16 protein-coding genes, 1 tRNA gene and 1 pseudogene are annotated in these 17444 nt (G+C 60.7%); 7 read left to right on the forward strand and 11 right to left on the reverse strand.

The features are described 5' to 3' along the window. The first annotated feature begins 149 nt into the window (after positions 1–149). Positions 150–2906, forward strand: coding sequence for a pyruvate dehydrogenase (acetyl-transferring), homodimeric type (gene aceE / locus HMPREF2896_RS10985; RefSeq protein WP_070643973.1), 2757 nt, complete (start codon positions 150–152; stop codon positions 2904–2906). A gap of 216 nt (positions 2907–3122) precedes the next feature. Here aceE and HMPREF2896_RS10990 read toward each other — a convergent pair whose 3' ends face one another. Next, positions 3123–4136, reverse strand: coding sequence for an alpha/beta fold hydrolase (locus tag HMPREF2896_RS10990; protein WP_070719526.1), 1014 nt, complete (start codon positions 4134–4136; stop codon positions 3123–3125). Positions 4137–4162: 26 nt separating this feature from the next. Here HMPREF2896_RS10990 and HMPREF2896_RS10995 point away from each other — a divergent pair, with 26 nt between their 5' ends. After that, a complete protein-coding gene (locus tag HMPREF2896_RS10995) occupies positions 4163–4465 on the forward strand; it encodes an acyl carrier protein (RefSeq protein ID WP_070719527.1) in 303 nt (100 codons plus the stop codon). Further along, entirely contained in the window at positions 4462–5241 is a 780-nt protein-coding gene (locus HMPREF2896_RS11000; protein WP_070719528.1) for an HAD-IIA family hydrolase, read from the forward strand. The genes HMPREF2896_RS10995 and HMPREF2896_RS11000 overlap by 4 nt, the downstream gene beginning before the upstream one ends. Positions 5242–5244: 3 nt before the next feature. On the opposite strand, the gene HMPREF2896_RS11005 is transcribed toward HMPREF2896_RS11000, so the two are convergent. The 10 genes from HMPREF2896_RS11005 to HMPREF2896_RS11050 all read right to left on the reverse strand — a co-directional run bounded on the left by HMPREF2896_RS11005 (position 5245) and on the right by HMPREF2896_RS11050 (position 14054). Then, positions 5245–5724, reverse strand: coding sequence for a hypothetical protein (locus HMPREF2896_RS11005; protein ID WP_070719529.1), 480 nt, complete (start codon positions 5722–5724; stop codon positions 5245–5247). 399 nt (positions 5725–6123) lie between these two features. Continuing rightward, positions 6124–6927 carry a serine hydrolase domain-containing protein gene (locus HMPREF2896_RS11010; protein WP_070719530.1) on the reverse strand — a complete coding sequence of 268 codons (804 nt, stop codon included), beginning with the start codon at positions 6925–6927 and terminating at the stop codon, positions 6124–6126. A 10-nt stretch (positions 6928–6937) separates the two neighbouring features. Next, on the reverse strand, positions 6938–7579 hold the full coding sequence (locus HMPREF2896_RS11015; protein ID WP_070719531.1) for an excalibur calcium-binding domain-containing protein: 642 nt from the start codon (positions 7577–7579) through the stop codon (positions 6938–6940). 278 nt (positions 7580–7857) lie between these two features. Then, positions 7858–9429, reverse strand: a complete 1572-nt coding sequence (locus HMPREF2896_RS11020) for a mechanosensitive ion channel domain-containing protein (RefSeq protein WP_070719532.1) — start codon at positions 9427–9429, stop codon at positions 7858–7860. A gap of 43 nt (positions 9430–9472) precedes the next feature. Next, on the reverse strand, positions 9473–11071 hold the full coding sequence (locus HMPREF2896_RS11025; RefSeq protein WP_070719533.1) for an ABC transporter substrate-binding protein: 1599 nt from the start codon (positions 11069–11071) through the stop codon (positions 9473–9475). A 38-nt stretch (positions 11072–11109) separates the two neighbouring features. Beyond that, entirely contained in the window at positions 11110–12183 is a 1074-nt protein-coding gene (locus HMPREF2896_RS11030; RefSeq protein ID WP_070719543.1) for a trimeric intracellular cation channel family protein, read from the reverse strand. Positions 12184–12283: 100 nt separating this feature from the next. Then, positions 12284–12640: a hypothetical protein gene (locus tag HMPREF2896_RS11035; RefSeq protein ID WP_083311489.1), complete on the reverse strand. Its 357-nt coding sequence runs from the start codon at positions 12638–12640 to the stop codon at positions 12284–12286. 74 nt (positions 12641–12714) lie between these two features. Next, complete coding sequence (locus HMPREF2896_RS11040) at positions 12715–13164, reverse strand: Panacea domain-containing protein (RefSeq protein WP_070711510.1); 450 nt, start codon at positions 13162–13164, stop codon at positions 12715–12717. Between the two features lie 150 nt (positions 13165–13314). Beyond that, positions 13315–13388: transfer RNA gene (locus HMPREF2896_RS11045), tRNA-Ile, on the reverse strand. Between the two features lie 240 nt (positions 13389–13628). Beyond that, entirely contained in the window at positions 13629–14054 is a 426-nt protein-coding gene (locus tag HMPREF2896_RS11050) for a hypothetical protein (RefSeq protein ID WP_070447514.1), read from the reverse strand. Between the two features lie 152 nt (positions 14055–14206). On the opposite strand from HMPREF2896_RS11050, the gene HMPREF2896_RS11055 reads away from it, so the two are divergent. From HMPREF2896_RS11055 to HMPREF2896_RS13145, 4 genes and pseudogenes are all read left to right on the forward strand, one after another. Continuing rightward, positions 14207–15541, forward strand: coding sequence for an AAA family ATPase (locus HMPREF2896_RS11055; protein ID WP_070719534.1), 1335 nt, complete (start codon positions 14207–14209; stop codon positions 15539–15541). Positions 15542–15655: 114 nt separating this feature from the next. Beyond that, positions 15656–16357, forward strand: a complete 702-nt coding sequence (locus HMPREF2896_RS12545) for a DUF3800 domain-containing protein (protein WP_083311490.1) — start codon at positions 15656–15658, stop codon at positions 16355–16357. Between the two features lie 355 nt (positions 16358–16712). Beyond that, positions 16713–16979 (forward strand): annotated as a pseudogene (locus HMPREF2896_RS13140) (Wadjet anti-phage system protein JetD domain-containing protein); the annotation flags it as partial. An 85-nt stretch (positions 16980–17064) separates the two neighbouring features. Further along, positions 17065–17268, forward strand: a complete 204-nt coding sequence (locus HMPREF2896_RS13145; RefSeq protein ID WP_256375593.1) for a Wadjet anti-phage system protein JetD domain-containing protein — start codon at positions 17065–17067, stop codon at positions 17266–17268. The last annotated feature ends 176 nt before the right edge of the window (positions 17269–17444 follow it).

The following is a 17444-nucleotide window of genomic DNA, read 5'->3' on the forward strand; positions in this document are numbered from 1 at the left end:
GCACTTTTTCGCGTCGAACCGCCCCCGATCTCGCCCAGAGGTGGACATTTTCCCTCATAAAACCACCCGTGGGGGCCTCCGAGTGCCCCACCGCGAAAGAGGCGCGTATCCTAGAGCAAGATCTGTGTACTACGACCCAGGAGGATTTAATGGCCGACTTGGACGCCCACAACGGCGACTCCAACTTTCCCATCGTTCGCGATGGCGTGGCAGCATACCTGCATGACTCCGACCCGGAGGAGACCCGCGAGTGGATGGACTCCCTCGATGGTCTTCTAGATTCTTCCGATCCGGAGCGCGCCCGCTACCTCATGCTGCGTCTTCTTGAGCGCGCTACCGCTAAGCGCGTGCCGTTGCCGTCCCTGACGTCCTCGGATTTTGTTAACACCATCCCCACCTCCCTCGAGCCGGAGTTCCCGGGCGATGAGGAGTTGGAGAAGCGCTACCGCCGCTGGATCCGCTGGAACGCGGCCATCATGGTACACCGCGCGCAGCGCCCAGGCATTGGCGTCGGCGGACACATCTCGACCTACGCTGGCGCTGCCCCGCTGTATGAGGTGGGTCTGAACCACTTCTTCAAGGGCAAGGACGATCCCTCCGGCGGTGACCAAGTTTTCTTCCAGGGTCACGCTTCCCCGGGTGTCTACGCCCGCGCCTTCATGGAGGGCCGCCTGAGCGAGGAGGACCTCGACGGCTTCCGCCAGGAGCACTCCCGCGGCGAGGGCAATGGCCTGCCTTCTTACCCGCACCCGCGCCTGATGCCGGACTTCTGGGAATTCCCCACTGTGTCCATGGGCCTTGGCCCGATCAACGCCATTTACCAGGCACGCTTCAACAAGTACCTGGAGAAGCGCGGCATTAAGGACACTTCCAAGCAGCACGTCTGGGCCTTCCTGGGTGACGGCGAGATGGATGAGCCGGAGTCCCGCGGTCTGCTGCAGATGGCTTCCCTCTATGAGCTGGATAACCTGACCTTCGTGGTCAACTGCAACCTGCAGCGTCTCGATGGTCCGGTGCGCGGTAACACCCAGATCATTCAGGAGCTGGAGTCCTTCTTCCGCGGTGCCGGCTGGTCCGTCATCAAGATTGTCTGGGGCCGTGGCTGGGACAAGCTGCTAGAAGCCGATAAGGACGGCGCCCTGGTCAACATCATGAACACCACCTCCGATGGTGACTACCAGACCTTCAAGGCGAACGACGGTGCCTACGTGCGCGAGCACTTCTTCGGCCGCGATGAGCGCACGCTCAAGCTGGTGGAGGACATGTCCGATGATGAGATTTGGGCACTACGCCGCGGTGGCCACGACTACCGCAAGATCTACGCTGCATACGACAAGGCGTTGAGCTACGCGGGCACCGGCCGCCCGACGGTCATCCTGGCCCACACCATTAAGGGCTACGGTCTGGGCCACAACTTCGAGGGCCGCAATGCGACCCACCAGATGAAGAAGCTGACGCTGGAGGATCTGAAGCTCTTCCGCGATAAGCAGGGCATCCCGATCAGCGATGAGCAGCTCGAGGCCGATCCGTACCTGCCGCCGTACTACCACCCGGGCAAAGATGCTCCGGAGATCAAGTACATGCTGGAGCGTCGTAAAGAGCTGGGCGGCTTCCTGCCGGAGCGCCGTGAGAACTTCGAGACTCTGTCAACCCCAGACCTGTCCAAGCTGCGCTCGGTACGCAAGGGTTCCGGCAAGCAGGACGTGGCCACGACCATGGCGCTGGTACGTACCTTCAAGGAGCTCATGCGCGACAAGGAGCTGGGCAAGCGCGTCGTGCCGATCATCCCGGATGAGGCCCGCACCTTCGGTATGGACTCGTGGTTCCCCACCCTGAAGATCTGGAACCCGCGCGGCCAGAACTACGTTCCGGTGGACCACGACCTCATGCTCTCCTACCGCGAGGCCACGGACGGCCAGATTCTGCACGAGGGCATTTCTGAGGCCGGTGCCGCAGCGTCCTTCACTGCGGCGGCTACTTCCTACGCCACCCAGGGCGAGGCGATGATCCCGCTGTACATCTTCTACTCGATGTTCGGCTTCCAGCGCACCGGTGATGCCTTCTGGGCTGCTGGCGACCAGCTGGGCCGCGGCTTCATCATCGGCGCTACCGCCGGCCGCACCACCCTGACCGGTGAGGGCCTGCAGCACATGGACGGCCACTCCCCAATCTTGGCGTCGACCAACCCGGCTGTGGAGGTCTACGACCCAGCCTTCGGCTACGAGATTGCGCACTTGGTCCCCCGCGGTATCGAGCGCATGTACGGCGAGGACAACGAGCCAATCATGTACTACATCACCGTGTACAACGAGCCGGTCAAGCAGCCTGCCGAGCCGGAGAACCTCGATGTCGAGGGCCTGCACAAGGGCATCTACCACTACAACACCGCTGAGTCCGGCTCCATCCCTGCCAACATCCTGGCCTCCGGTGTGGGTATGTACGAGGCTCTGCGCGCCCAGGAGATCCTGGCTGAGAACTACGACGTCAAGGCTTCGCTGTTCTCCGTCACGTCCTGGGTCAAGCTGGCTCGCGACGGTGCTGCCCGCAACCAGGAGGCGCTGCGCAAGGGCACGGAGCCGACCGAGGCATTCGCTACCTCCCAGCTCAAGGGCTTCGAGGGACCGTTCGTCGGTGTCTCCGACTTTGCCACGGACCTGCAGGAGCAGATTCGCCCCTACGTCCCGGGTGAGTACATCGTCCTGGGCGCAGACGGCTTCGGCTTCTCCGACACCCGTGAGGGTGCTCGCCGCTACTTCAACATCGACGCCGAGTCCATCGTCGTCGGCGTCCTCGAGGGCCTCGCCCGCGAGGGCAAGGTGGAGCGCAGCACCGTAGAGAAGGCGGCCCGCGAGCTAAAGCTCGACGACCCGACCGCCACCGTCTCCACGTCCTCCGATGAGGACTAAGCCTTAAGGCTTTTCAGCTCTAGCCCCTTCTGCCTGAGCAGGAGGGGCTTTCTCATGCTCAACTCATGTTCCAGCCCAGGGGCAACTGCCCTAGTTGCCAAAGTTCTGGCCAGATCTTGAATCAGAGGCTATAACTTTGGCAGAACGGGCAGTTCGACCACCACAGGAGGCTCAGCCAACGCCGATAAAAGGCTCAGCAGCCATCAGCGGCGAGGACTAGTTGCCGAGCACGCGATCGAGGACCCTGCCCAAAGCCTTAGAGACCTCGCTAGGCTCTTCCAGGATGACCATGTGGCCGGCGCCATCGATGACGGTCAGGGTAGAGTCCGGCCAGTGGCGGGCAATGACCTCCGATTGGCGGCGCGGGGTCACAATGTCATGCTGGCCCACCACGATTTCCCCCGGCACGCTGCGCAGCCGCGCCGTTGCGCCGTACTCGGAGTGCTCCACCAAATCATCGAAGAAGCCCGCGTAGCTCGACATCGGGGTATCCAGCAGCATCGCCACGTGGAATTGCAGCTTGTCCATCTGCGGGAAGCCCTGCAACAGTGCCGCAAACACCGGGGCGATGAGTGCTGCTGCCTCGAAGCGCACGCGGTTGAGCCGGTTCGGCAGCTTCAGGCAAGCGCGGTAGACCATGCCCAGCGTCTTCGATTCCAAGATGCGAGCCACGCCAGCGGCGGCAAAACGCTGCATCGAGGTGGCCACCAGCGCCATTCCTTCGACGCGATCAAAAACATCCCGCGGGGCGCGGCGCAATAAATTCAGCGCGATCATCCCGCCCATGGAATGCCCGAGGAGGACCAAGGGCCCCTCGGTGGCGCGCTCGGAAATCACGGCCAGCACGTCATCGGCCGCGCCCCGCACCGTGCACTGCGCGGGGGCGACGTGGGTGGATTGGCCGTGGCCGCGGACGTCGACAAGCAGGCAGCGCACCGTGGGATAGTTACGGCGCACGTCGTTGACCTGGGAGTAGAAGCTCTCAGCAGACAGGCAATAGCCGTGGATGAAAACCGCGGTGACCTCCGCATCCTCAGGGCCCACCTCATACCAGGCCACGCGCACGCCGTCGTTATCCACGAAGCCCGAGTCGCTCACTCCTGTCAGCCCTGGCTTTGTTGTGAGATCATGCAGATCGTTGTGGACGGTGTGCTCGACGGAGCGCATGCGGGGGCGGACCCGGCGCGACCAGCTGCGGGCGATGGCGAAGGAACGTGCTCGAATAACCATGACATTTCAATACTAGACTGGGCCCCATGGCTAATGACCTTTCAGCGCAACTCCAAGCCCGCTTCGGCTCCGCACCGGCAGAAGAGAAAGATTCTGCACCCGCCGGCGACGCCTATAGTGAGCTCACCCGCCTCATCACAAAGGTGACCGGCGTGGAGGAAGGCCTGGAGCGCGAAGCGAAGTTGGAGGACCTGGGGGTTGAGTCGCTCGAGCGCATCGAATTAGCCGTGCGCCTCGAGGAAGCCTGCGGGGTCCGCCTTAATGAAGAAACCATGCTCTCCGTGACCACGGTGGGCGAACTTGCTGAGTATGTGGAGGAACACTCGTGATTTCTTATCTTTCGGACATGGACGGCGTCCTCATCAAGGAAGGGGAGATGATTCCCGGCGCGGATAAATTCATCCAAGCGCTGAAGGATAACAACATCGAGTACATGGTTCTGACTAATAACTCGATGTCCACCCCGCGGGACCTGTCAGCACGTCTTCAGAACACAGGCCTGGATATCCCGGCGGAGCGCATCTGGACCTCCGCGACGGCCACGGCGGCTTTCCTCTCCAACCAGGCGGGGCTGTCCACGGCTTATGTCGTGGGCGAGTCTGGTCTGACCACCGCCCTGCACGAGGCCGGCTGGATTCTCAATGACCGGGAGGCGGACTTCGTGGTCTTGGGTGAGACCCGCACGTATTCTTTTGAAGCCATCACCACGGCAATCAATCTCATCCGCAACGGCGCGCGGTTCATCGCCACCAACCCGGATGTTACGGGCCCGGCCCCGCAGGGCGTGCTGCCAGCCACGGGTGCTGTGGCCGCACTCATCACCGCGGCGACCAACCGCGAGCCTTATTACGTGGGCAAGCCCAACCCGGTCATGATGCGCAGCGCGTTGAATAACATTGGCGCGCACTCGGAGAACACCGTGATGATCGGTGACCGCATGGATACCGACGTCAAGTCTGGCCTGGAGGCCGGCATGCGCAGCATCCTGGTGCGCTCCGGTATCAGCGATGACCGCATCATCGAGCGCTATCCTTTCCGCCCAACACGCATCATTGATTCCGTGGCGGACCTGCCGGAGCGCATCCTCGATCCCTTCGCGGACTAGGGCTTAGACCGCGCGCTTGACGACGCCCCGGAAACCGTACTCCCCTGCCAGCATCTCCACCGCGCGGCCCAGCGCTTCCAATTCGCTGGGCGTTCCGGTGAGCACTTGCTGGCAGCCGATTCCGGTGCAACCTGCGTTGGCGGCTTCCCGGTTAGCTGCGTTGTCAGTTTCCCCTTTAGCTACGTTGTCGGCTTTAATGCCGACAACGTCCCACAGCGGATCGCGCCGCCAGCGGGTGCACCACTGGGCGGTGAGCGGGTCATCGCCGGGCACGATGAATTCGCTTTCGCTGCGGATGCAGCGCGCCATGGCGCGCTCGATGGCAGGGCGCAAGCTGCGCGGCATGCCTGAGATCTCCAGCACGGCTGTGCAGACCTCACCGCAGGCGCGGTTGGGCCAACTATCCGCTGGGCTGCCAAGTGGGCTGGCTGAAGCAGCCGGTGCAGCGGCACCGGCTAGCTGCGGGTGAACGCGTTGATTCACTCCTTAGACTCCTTTGACGTGCGAGTGATGGCACGCCGGCATACGCCGACGCAAGACGAGCTTCGTCTTCCCCTACGAACTTGTCTTCATCACGCCACTCGCGCCGAGGCGCGAACATCACGTCGTGCGGCCAGGTTTTAAGGCCCCGTGATGTGTCGTTGTGTGCCCACAATTTTCCCCCGCCGTTTGGGCCACAACAACCCTCAACCTGCACTTAAGCCCCCACGGCCTCAACAAGAACTTGAGACTTCCACCCGGAAATTCGCCCCACCAATCACTTGCGTCACACAACTAAACGCACGCAACACGCGCGCGATGCCGCCACAGCCACCCCTGCTACCCCCGTTGCCACATGCGTCCGCGGGCACGCCGAGCTTCAACGTCGCCACACAATCGTGACTAGCGCGCCTGGCACTCCTCCCAGATGGCCGTGTTGGCCTCGGCCCACAGCGGCTTACACCACTCGCCGAAGTCACGGTCAGTGAGCGCAACCATGGCCCAGTCACCCGCCACCCACAGGTAGGTACCGCTCATGCCGAAGTGCCCCACGGCATCGGCAGGCAAGCCGCCCATCCACTGCTGCTTCTCGCCGTGGATTTCAAAGCCCAGCCCCCACGTGCAGTCCTTGAAGCTGCCATAGCCGGGCACAATACCCCGCAGCCCAGGGAATTGAACGCTGCGCATCTCCTCGACCGTCGAAGGATCGAGAAGGCGCGGCGAATAGACCTCGCCAGCAAAGGCAGAAAGGTCCTCCACGCTGGAGACCAGTCCATGTCCGGCTGAACCCTCCAGGGCAGTGGCCCGCATCCCCAGCGGGGCGCACACGCCTTCAGCAAGGTACTCGGCAAAGGGAATCTCGGTGGCCTTCTCCACCTCTTCGGCGGCCCACTCATAGCCGGCCGAGGAGTAGATGCGGCGCTCCCCTACGGGTTTCTGCGGCTCGCGAGAATCAAAGCCCACACCCGAGGCATGAGCCAGAAGGTGGCGCAGCGTGGAGCCTTCCGGGCCCGCCGGCTGATCCAGCTCCACCGCCCCTTCTTCCACGGCCACCATCACCCCATAGGCGGCCACCAGCTTGGTCACGGATGCCACTGGGAAGCGGCGGGAGGTATCTCCCAGCTGCTCTACCACCTCGCCGCGGTGCAGCAGGGCGGCAGCAACGGTATCGACTGGCCAGGACTCAAGAGAAGAAAAAGCGCTCATGCGCTCCAGCTTAACGAGGATCGCGCTCGCAGCCTACGCCATCACCATCGCGGTCGAACTTGGAGCGGAAACCCGGCTCACCCGCATAGATCGGGCGGCCGAGCGCGTTCCACACATCAGCACAACGAGTGAAGTATGCCGGAGCCGGCTTCGGTGCCGGGGCGGGAGCGGGCTTGGCCGCAGGCTTCGGAGCAGGAGCTGGTGCGGGTGCGGGAGCCGGCGCAGGCTGCAGGGCCGGAGCAGGTGCCGGTGCGGGCTGCGGTGCCGGCGGCGAGGGAATCACGCCCGGAAGCGGATTCGGGATGATGCGCTGCTGCACGGCCCAGTACACGCCACCCGCAATAGCTGCGAGGATGGCTGCGGAAATGCCCACGCCAAGAGCAATCTTTTCGCCCTGGGAAGACTGCTGGAATTCGGCATCATCGTCCGCGCTGGAAGAGTCAGAGCTCTGATCAGAGGACTCAGCATCCTGGATTGAGGATGCAGCGTCCTGCTCGGAAGAGAGATCGGCACCAGTATCAGCGGCGGAGGAGTCAGCGGCAGGAGCCTCGACTCCCTGACCAGCAGTCTCCGCCTGAGCAGGAACAACAGCGGATAAACAAAGAGAAACAGAGACAGAGGCGGCGAGAACCGCACGAGAGAACTTAGTCATAAAGATAAGTTATAGCCCGTGGTTCTTCCCCACAGGAAATTACGCAATGAGCTGGGGCTGGATTGCCCCCGACACACGCTTCGTTAACGAATGACCCCGCCTTGGCGATACATAAGGTGTAGCGCATTGCGCCGCTGCACTTCCCTATCACTCATATCTCTGGTGCGGCCTCTCCAAGCGTTTCCCGGCAGCACCTCTCGGTGCTGCCCCCTGAGTGCTGTACGGTGTTGCTGTCTCTCGGCGACGCTCTTCCAACCCTGTTGGGCTTTCTACAGGACCTACATCGCGCTGGAAGGCTCCGTGGCGTTCACGGTGGGCTGCTCATTAGCTGTTGGTGCAGCTGTTTCGGAGTATTGCTCCGCTGGGGTCTGCGTTGCAGGGGCCTGCGGATCCGCCGGGACATACGTGGCCTCGCTGTCCGGGGCGCTATCAGTCGGCGTCGCCGGCTGGCCTGCATCCGTCGGTTCTTGGCCCGTGGAATCAGTAACCGGCGCATCCTGCGGCGTGGTATTCGGTGCGGCCGAAGGCTCAGACGGTTCCGCGGACTCAGAAGCTGCTTCTGAGTCCCCCATCCATCGCGAAGGCGATAGCCATCCGGCATCCACCCCATCCGGGTTGGCGGAGAAAAGGAGCAGCAGGCCCACCACGCCGAGCGAGGCGAAGAGTCCCATAGTGGAGGCGCGCACGCGCCCGCCCAGCGTCCAGAAATACTGCCACTTAGTCTCCGGCTTATCGGCGCGCCAGATGCCGCCCTTGTAGTCGTCCTCTTCCTCGTCGTCGGATTCATCGGAGAACGCCGGGCGGCCTGGGCCGTCATCCATGTTCTCCTTAGGTTCCTCGGCGGCATCCGCCACAACTTCCGTAGCGATGACCTCCGTCTGCTCCTCAGCCGCGCTATCCGACGTCGCGCTGTGCTGCGAAAGCTCAGCAGTATCTGCCGCCGGCATGACGGTGGTGGGGGTGGTGATATCGGAGGCGTCGCCAAGCACCTGCAGGGCATCGCCCGGCAAGCCCTCCGCCGTGGGCAGCTTGTAGAGATCCCAGAAGGAGGACAGCAGGGCTGAGCGAATAGCGCGCTCCACCGCCCACTGGCGGGCGGGGTTTACCTGCACCAAGACGCGATACTGTACCTGCCAGGGCTGGCCAGCCGCAGTGGGTGCGGTAAGCCCGGTAGCGGGCAGGACGTCGAGCTCGCCAGCCACATCCCCGCGGATTTCCGGGGCATCGAGGGCGTGCTGAGAAATCTTTTCCACCTGCTCGGTGATCTCCGGCAAAGAATCGCCCTCATGAACCGGGATGGCAATATCCACCACCGCACGGGACCACTCTTGGGAGAAATTCGTGACCACGCCCGCAGAGCCATTGGGCACCATGACGACCTCGCCGGTGGGCGTGCGCACCGTCGTCGTACGCAAAGTCAGCGACACTACGGTTCCTTCCACGCCCGTCACACCGTCGAAACTGACGTAGTCACCCACACCGAACTGCTTTTCCGACAGGATGAAGAAGCCCGCGAGGAAATCACCGATGATGGACTGCGCACCGAAACCGACGGCAGCCGAGACGACGGTCGCCGGAATCGCCGCGCCGAGGGGTGGCACCCCAAGATTGGACAGCGCAGCCAGCACGAGCAGGAAGTACACCACCGCCTGCGCCACATAGACCAGCGCCCCGGCGAGTGCTAGGCGCGCTTTGGTGGATTCTTGGTTCTCATCCAAACGGGACTCAATCACCCGCACGGCCAGCCGGCCGATACGCGGGATGAGAATGCCCAACAGAAGCATTCCCAACAGCGGCAAACCATGGTCCACGATGGCCTGCCAGATGGCGAACATGTAGTACTTCAGCATTTCGCCGAGATTACTCTTTCAGCCTGACAGAACCCTTGGAACTTTAAGCGCGGTGGATGAGATAGTAATTCGGGGTGGGCTTCCACGTGAAGCCGGCGGGGACGATATCTGCGCCGTAAGCGGTATAGGACTTTGTCGTCCACAGCGGGATGGCCGGCATCTTTTCCAGCAGCAAGCTCTGCGCTTCGGTGTAGTACTTCTGGGCTTCCTCGTGGTCTTGTGCCTTACCTGCCTTTTCCAGCAACTTATCGTATTCACGGCTGCTAAAGCCGGACTCGTTCTCTGAGGAGTAGGAGGCATACAAGGGAACCAAGAAGGTCGATTCCTCTGGAAACTCCGCCTGCCAGATCGTGCGGAAGGCCCCGGTGATGTGGCGGGCAGTAACCTCTTTGCGCAGGTCCTTCAAAGTCCCAAACTCTTGGCCCTCCGAGGGAACGCCGAGGGTATCCGTCAACTGTTTCGCCACCGCGTCAATCCACGTCTTATGGCCGCCATCGACGTTATAGCCAATGCTAAATGTGCCCTCGAAGGGCTCCAGCTTTTCTGCTTCTTCCCACAACTCGCGGGCCTTGTCCGGCTGGTAGGTCAGCACGTCGGCTCCTTCCGGGGCGGGCGGGGTGGAGCCAAAGAGGGGCGCGACGAAACTGGTGGCCGGAACCACCATGTCGTGGAAGACTTCTTGAGCAATTTTTTCGCGGTCCACCGCCATGGACATAGCGCGGCGGCGCAAGCGCCCAGCCTCACCGCGGAAATTCGCGTCATTGGCGGGGATGGTGATTTCCATGATGGAGCCACCTGGCTTAGTCAGCGCACGCTCACCCAGGTCCTTTTCGAAGCTGCCGAGTCTCTCCGACGGGATGCGCGTGAGCACGTCCAACCGGCCTTCGACGAGATCCTGGTAGGCCTTCTCTTCCGAGGAGTAGACAACGAACGTGATTCCCTCGTTTTGTGGCTTGCGCGGACCGTTATAGCGCGGGTTCGGCACGAGGGTTATTGCCTTCTCACGCTCCCAAGAGGCCAGCATGTACGGTCCGCTGCCGATGGGTTCCATTCCGCGCTCGCTCAACTTGTCTTGGTCTTCGGAACGCATGGGGAAAAAGACCGAATAGCCCAGCCTCTCCAGGAATCCCGCCGTGGGACGTGAGAGCTGAATGCGGAAGGACTTCTGCCCCGTGACCGTCAGGCCACGCATAGTCTTGCCGCCCTCGTGGAAACCTAGGATCGGTTCAAAATGGTGCGCAGACAGCAGCGACTGGTTTACCGCGGTATTCCACGTATCGACGAAGTCCTCAGCAGTAACGTTCGAGCCATCGGAGAACTCTGCGTCCTCACGAATCACCACGTCATAGGTCGTGTCATCGACCTGTGTGATGGATTCCGCCATGTCATAGTGGGTATCACCATCTTCATCCAGATACATCAATCCGGAATACACCAAGTTGATGATGGTCTGCCCCGGCACATCGTTGGAATCAGCCGGGATGAGGGTGCGCTGCGGCTCTGAAATATCAGTGGTGATGAGGTCTAAGCCTGAGGTATCAATGCGGTCCGGTTCCGAAGCGCAGCCCACCACCTTGGGTGCCACTGCCCCCGACACTGCCAGCACCCCCAGCAGGCCCAGAAAAGAACGCCTCGACGTCACGCGCTCATCACCTCACTTTCACCCATACTTTAAAGCATCTAATCATCCCTCTTTTCATAGCGACGCATGAGCCTTTCCACCAGTTCATCGGTGAGCTGATCATCAGCCAAAATGCGGTCCAGAAGCTCGCGCGGTGAGGGCTCATCGGCGCTCGGGGTCTCATAGGAGTCACCGCTTAGATCCACACCGAAGTCGGAGGTTTCTGCCTCCGCAGTGGCAGGCTCAATCATCTCTGACATCTCCGCGACTTCCTCATTGAAAGAATCGAGGAACTCGTTGGCGTCGATAGCCGCTTCCGCACGTCGCTTGCCTGCTCGCACCTCGCGCTCAATACGGCGCTGCAGTGCCTTTTCCATTTGGTTGTGGCGCCAGGAGCGGAGTTTGCTGGGCTCTAGACGACGCCCCACGGCCCTACCCTTACTCTCCGCCTTGCGCGCCATCACCATAACGTAGGCCGCGGTGTCATTGACTGGCGCCCACTCTTGGCGGGCAGGTACGCGCCACCCGGCCCAAATACCCAGCATCGTCATCACAAAGGAGACAATGGGGCCCAGGATGATTCCCCAGGCCAGGTAGCCGGCCGAATCCGCGCCCAGCACCACCAGGGCACAAGCCACCGCGGGAATCACGGTGGGGGTGTTATCCCCGAAGACGGCCGGCTCGCGGCCCATGGCGATATCACGAATCATGGATCCGCCCGTGGCCGTGAACACACCCATCATGATGCAGGGAATCAGCGGCAGGCCATAGGCAATAGCCTTGAGCGCGCCTGTCGACGCCCACAGCGCCGAGACCACCGCATCACCATGCGACTGCACATAGTCCCACGTCTTGCCTTTGAAGTAGACGAAGCGGGCGATGATGGCTCCGGTAAACGCCAGGTAGAGGTACTCCGGCTGGCTCATCGCGGCGACGGTTCCGCGGTTGATGAGCACGTCACGGATCATGCCGCCGCCGAGGGAAGAGAACATCGCGATGAAGAAGAAGCCCACGATGTCATAGCCGCGCTGCCGCGCCATCGTTCCGCCAATCATGCCCATGAGGAGGACACCAATGATGTCGGACCAGTAGTACAGCGACTCGATCAATGGGTCCATCTCGACAACGCTCATAGTGGTCATCGTAACGGGTAGCGAGCGGATTCTCGCATTAAGGAGCTATTCCTTGGAATGCTCCGCCTAAATGCTGACCTACGAGGGCTCAGAACAGGAGCTAATGCTCGTAGAGCTCGTTGTAGGCTTTCTCAATCCAAATGACGTAAAACACTTCCCCGTCTTTCCAGCCCGCAAAAGGGAGATTCCCTTTATGGCGGTAAACCCGGAATCTCTCGACATCCTGAAACTGCCGAGGAATCTGAGGAATAATCGCGCTTGCCGGAATAAACTCTGAGCCGAGTCCGTGCTTGGGATGCTGTGCCAGCTCTTTCCATGAAAGCACTGACCGTTTGTGCCATTTTTCTAGAAACTCTGCGCGCATCGAATCATCTAGTTCTTCGAATCCCCACCCCTTCTGCAGGAATCGCGTTGACAGGAGCGGATAGTCAGCCCGCGAGCTACGAAGAGCATCCACGACGCTTGAGGCTGGGGCGCTCCTCACCCCTCTGGTTGGCCTACTCCCCCGTCGTTTACTTTTCTTGCTCACAGCTAGCAGAAATAGTTCTTCAGATCGGCATCCGTTATTTCCAACCCGCGTTTGCCTTCGACGAAGTTCTTCTTCCAAGGAGATTCGGTGTGGGTTTTATTCCGCAATGCCCATGCGGAATAAGGACCATATTTGTCCCACACTTCAATCAAATCCTGCTCAACGTCGCGGTAATCATCCCAGTTGAAATCATCCGAGATGAACTCATCGGGGTCGATGGGAAGCTTTCCGTAGTGCTTAACGTCATGGTAGACATCTACGACTACTGGGCCATGTGCCCATGCTTCCATTCGTTCAGGAAAAAGCGGCAGACCATCAGAATTGCGCATATGCAGCCCCTTGGCGTAGTAAAGAAGCTTTTGAAGCTTGAGCTGCGTAATTTCTGCATCGTCAGTTTCATCAGCCCACGCCACGAACCATTCAGCTATTTGCCGCGCCGTATATTGTTCCATGTCTGCCCTCCTTCCAGTTCCTGCCAAGAGTACAACAGGCCCGAGACACGGCACCATCCCAACGCTCGAAAATGTAAAACGCCCTCAAAAAAGGACAGTCTCAGGCCAAAAGGACAGCACAAAGGCAGTGAGCGATGAAAGCTTGCGTTGTGGGGCCACCGGGGCTCGAACCCGGGACCAACGGATTATGAGTCCGTAGCTCTAACCGACTGAGCTATAGCCCCGCGTATTCCCTGTCAGCGCAACCTACACCAGTGTTCAGCTGGCGAGCTACGTAAGACAGCGAATCCGCTCCCAGCAACATTAATCGGCGGGCCCAGAAAACGGCAATTTAGGCCCCTGAAATCGCTGTCTAAGCTTCAGCAGCGCTCTTCCGCCCTTTCACCGCCACGACGGAGCCAAGGCACGCTTCTGCTCACTTTTTGGCCGGGCTGAGTTTCAGGGCGCTGGGATAACGGCCAAGCCTATTCTTTCTTCTTCACTTTTCTGGCTTGTCTGCGCGCGCGGCGTCGCGCGCGCTTTGCTTTGCGGATGTCGACGACCCAACGCGGAACAAAAGGCCACGGAAGCGGAACCCCAATCGCCCCCGTAAATCCAATAACCCCGATGACGAAAGCTGCCACGAGCGGAACAAGCAACACCGTTTCGACGGACTCGGGAAGGTTCGCACTTGCCACCAACCCTGTGGCACCGGCCGCGCCCATAATGAGCGTGCCATAAGGATAAATGAAGAGGACGCCATCGCTTTCCGCACCTGTTGCATCGGCTGAGTCGTACCACGCTTCTGATTGGGGATTCCTCCGCACGTACCGGATATAAAAGGTCCAGTAGGCCACCATGACCAGCACTAAACCGGCGCACACGAGCAGACCAGTGATATCTCCGTCCATAGGATGCGGCCTCCTGTGGTTGCTGGTTGCGGTATGTAAACAGACGCTACCAGCGACTGCTGGAGTGAGTCCGAAATCCGGATGAGGGCACGCACCCGGTTCTGAAACAGCCTTCTATGATCCGGCATGTGTGAGCCTGTAGTGTCGCGACCATGAGGCTCCTTTCCTTTAGCGTGTCCAACTTCCGCAGCATCCGCGCCACGCAGACGCTTTCGCTGTACCACCATTGGCAGCACTCCACCACGCCGGAGGAAGGTTGGGAGCAGGTCAGCGACCCCATCACCGTCCTCATCGGCTCCACCGCCTCTGGAAAGAGCAGCGTCCTCAACGCCCTGGCCTTCGCACTGCTTGCCATCGAGTCCTCTGCCACCGCCTGGCTTGCCGACGCCCCACCCAACCAACTCCCACACGCCCCGTACCGCCTCGACCCCAAAACGCAGCGCCTGCCCAGCACCTTTGAGCTGGAGTTCGACCTCGATGGAGTGCGCTATCTCTACGGATTCCAGTGGAGCTTTACCGGCGTGCATGCCGAGTGGCTCAGCCGCGTGCCATCAACCAGGTGGAGCCCCTGTTTCGTGCGCACCCGCGGTGAGGAGGTGCAGTGGACGCGCTCCTTTATGGATAAGGGGGATGTGGCCAAGCTCGGTCCCGTGACAGACACCGAGCTTATCCTTTCCGCCGGCCTGCGCGACGGGCACCCCATCCTCGCCCCGCTAGCCCGCGCCTTGGTGCACGACGTGTCCTATCTGCCGCACGGGCATACCGCGATGAGCACCGCCTCCCGTATCACCACCCTTATCCGCACCGGCAAGCTGCACCTGCATGAGGCTGCCGCCCTACTTCGCGCGGCCGATGCCGGTATCCACTCCGTGCGGCTGAACCAGGACCACATCCCGGAGCACGTCTTCCGCCAGATGCGCCCGGTCATCGATGCGCTCAGCCACAGCGATGGCAGCATCCGCCGCCCCGACGAGTTCAGCGCCTACTCCGATACGGAGATTGAATCCCTGCTGCACGCCATCATCGTGGAGCACAAGGCCGATGATTCCTTCTACGAGCTGAAGCTGACCGATGAATCCGGCGGCACACAGAACTGGATGGCCACCGCTCCCCTAGTCCTGGACACCCTGCGCCGCGGCGGGATCCTGGTGGCCGACGAGCTGGATTCCGCCCTGCGCCCAGCTCTTCTCGACTTCATCATTCACGCCTTCCGCGAGCCCAGCATCAACGTCAACGGCGCGCAGCTCATCTTTGCCTCCCACGCCTTCAGCGCCCTCGAACGCGCCGGCGAGCTAGGCCTGCGCGCGGAAAGCTTCTGGTCCGTGGAGAAGACCGCCGCCGGCGAATCAGAACTGCACAACCTCAGCGACACATCCATATCACTGGACAACCCCGACGCCACCCACCACTTCCTGCGCGAACGCTACGACACCGCCTCCTGTGAGGCGCTCGACGCCCTCAAGGAGCTCGTGAGGGACGGCGTATAAAAGGGCGGGCGCTTGGCGACGCCTCCCCTTTCCCATAGCAGCTCATGAAAACGTTGATCTCTCCGGTTACGCAGCGCAAAATCTAACTCAAGCCTCATTTTCAAGGAAGTAGAAATGCTTAAGCTTTTCATTGACGAGTCCTACCAACGCGATCACTATTACGTCGCAGGAGTCTTGGTTAACGAGAAGCAAGAATCGATCTTGATAGAACGGCTCGATAGTTTGGCTGATCACGCCCAAGCACGGAACCACTGGGAACACTCGCCTGAGTTTCACGGCCACGCGCTGATGAACGGTCTCGACGACTGGACTGATTTACGAGAGCACTTTGGAGCCTGCATAACCATATATCAATCAGTGATGCATGCTGTTCAAAACTCAGGAGCAAAAGTCTTTCTCGAAGGCGTTGACGTAAAACGTCTCAATGCACGCTACCGTTATCCCCAAAGCCCTCATGAAATCACACTGCGTCATCTACTCGAAAGAGTAAATGAGTATTGCGCAAGTTCAGGCCATCGATGCCAAGTCATTGCCGATACCGTGCCAGGACAAGACGAATTCAATGAAAGCATTCAGCGGTTTAGCGAAATTGAAACCCCTGGATTTCGCAGCCAACGCCTTCTCTGTGTTGAGGGAAACATCCATTTCATAGATTCGAGAACTCACCGCGGCATTCAGGCCGCTGACATGGCAGCTTATATCTTGAGGCGCCACAGAGAGGAAAACCACGGCAGTAAATCTGCAGCACGTGCCACTAGACGCCTCGTGAAAGCCTTGGGTCCTGCACTTGTACACGAGCGAAAATGGATTCCCTGAAATTTAAAGACCCCCGAAAAAGCTCTGGAGCCTACGCGGCTCCAGGCGACAACGCTCCGGTGGCCGGCTCGTCGTGCCTATATTCTAAACAATTCAGTAGTTGTAATTCAAGAGCTGATCTCCAAATACCGTTGCTACATAATAGGCTTATTCATTCCACTTAGCTCGGCGCATCCAAAACTCAAGCACCCACCACAGGACTTCGAATATTTAAACCAGTCTTCGCTGCGTATGTCCAGCACACCTGTCAGAATCAAGACATGCCTGTTGAAGCACGCGCCCTCTCCTTCCGGCGCCTGATGCGCGATTCCGCCGCCTGCTCCTTACACTCCTCGCGCCCTCCGGCATCACGGACGTGGGCCTGCGCCGCAGTGATACCCGCCTGCGCCTGCGCTACCTCAACCGCGCACCAGCACTCTCCGATATCGAAATCCCCCTCGCCGACGCAGCCAGACTCTTCCCCGACACCCCACCCCGGGTGCTCATCGTGGAGAACAAACAAACCTTCCTGACACTTCCCGCGCTTGCCGACGCCTCCCCTCCCACCATCGCCATCCTCGGCTCCGGCACCGCCGCTCACCAGCTCCACGCATTGAGCTGGCTGCACAAAGCCGACATCACCTACTGGGGCGACCTCGATGCCGCTGGCTTTGCCATCCTCAACGCCGTGCGCGCCCACTTCCCCCACACACACCACATCACTACTCATGGACCCCGCCACCGTCACCGCATTCCAGCACCTCGCCGTCCCCGACCCCGGCGACGGCTCCGCCACGCTCACCCACCTCACCACCGAAGAGCAGCGCGCCTACCGCCTGCTCTTCACCGAGGGCCGGCTGCGCATTGAGCAGGAGCGGATTCCGTTTGCGGATGCGTGTCCGGCAATTCATGCCAAAATCGGAGCAATCTAACGCTGCCAACTTCCCAAGGGCTCAAGAAAGAATGACCCCACCTGCCAGTAGCCCCACGGTGAGTGTCGAGCAGCTGTGCGAGTAGAAGGGCTGCCCCTGCCAAAACGAGATGCGCCACGCGTCCAGCGATGAAAGCCTTTGCTTTAGCGGCTCTTCCGGTTTCGGGGTGCGTAGCG

The sequence above is a fragment of the Corynebacterium sp. HMSC069E04 genome (genome assembly GCF_001813175.1).
GTDB lineage: Bacteria > Actinomycetota > Actinomycetes > Mycobacteriales > Mycobacteriaceae > Corynebacterium > Corynebacterium aurimucosum.

Excerpts from the sequence above, each read along its gene's own strand:
- HMPREF2896_RS11055 (WP_070719534.1), top strand. The coding sequence starts at position 14,207 with ATGAGGCTCCTTTCCTTTAGCGTGTCCAACTTCCGCAGCATCCGCGCC.
- HMPREF2896_RS13145 (WP_256375593.1), top strand. The coding sequence starts at position 17,065 with ATGGACCCCGCCACCGTCACCGCATTCCAGCACCTCGCCGTCCCCGAC.
- HMPREF2896_RS12545 (WP_083311490.1), top strand. The coding sequence starts at position 15,656 with ATGCTTAAGCTTTTCATTGACGAGTCCTACCAACGCGATCACTATTAC.
- HMPREF2896_RS10995 (WP_070719527.1), top strand. The coding sequence starts at position 4,163 with ATGGCTAATGACCTTTCAGCGCAACTCCAAGCCCGCTTCGGCTCCGCA.
- HMPREF2896_RS11030 (WP_070719543.1), bottom strand. The coding sequence starts at position 12,183 with ATGAGCGTTGTCGAGATGGACCCATTGATCGAGTCGCTGTACTACTGG.
- HMPREF2896_RS11010 (WP_070719530.1), bottom strand. The coding sequence starts at position 6,927 with ATGAGCGCTTTTTCTTCTCTTGAGTCCTGGCCAGTCGATACCGTTGCT.
- HMPREF2896_RS11015 (WP_070719531.1), bottom strand. The coding sequence starts at position 7,579 with ATGACTAAGTTCTCTCGTGCGGTTCTCGCCGCCTCTGTCTCTGTTTCT.
- aceE (WP_070643973.1), top strand. The coding sequence starts at position 150 with ATGGCCGACTTGGACGCCCACAACGGCGACTCCAACTTTCCCATCGTT.
- HMPREF2896_RS10990 (WP_070719526.1), bottom strand. The coding sequence starts at position 4,136 with ATGGTTATTCGAGCACGTTCCTTCGCCATCGCCCGCAGCTGGTCGCGC.
- HMPREF2896_RS11050 (WP_070447514.1), bottom strand. The coding sequence starts at position 14,054 with ATGGACGGAGATATCACTGGTCTGCTCGTGTGCGCCGGTTTAGTGCTG.
- HMPREF2896_RS11040 (WP_070711510.1), bottom strand. The coding sequence starts at position 13,164 with ATGGAACAATATACGGCGCGGCAAATAGCTGAATGGTTCGTGGCGTGG.
- HMPREF2896_RS11020 (WP_070719532.1), bottom strand. The coding sequence starts at position 9,429 with ATGCTGAAGTACTACATGTTCGCCATCTGGCAGGCCATCGTGGACCAT.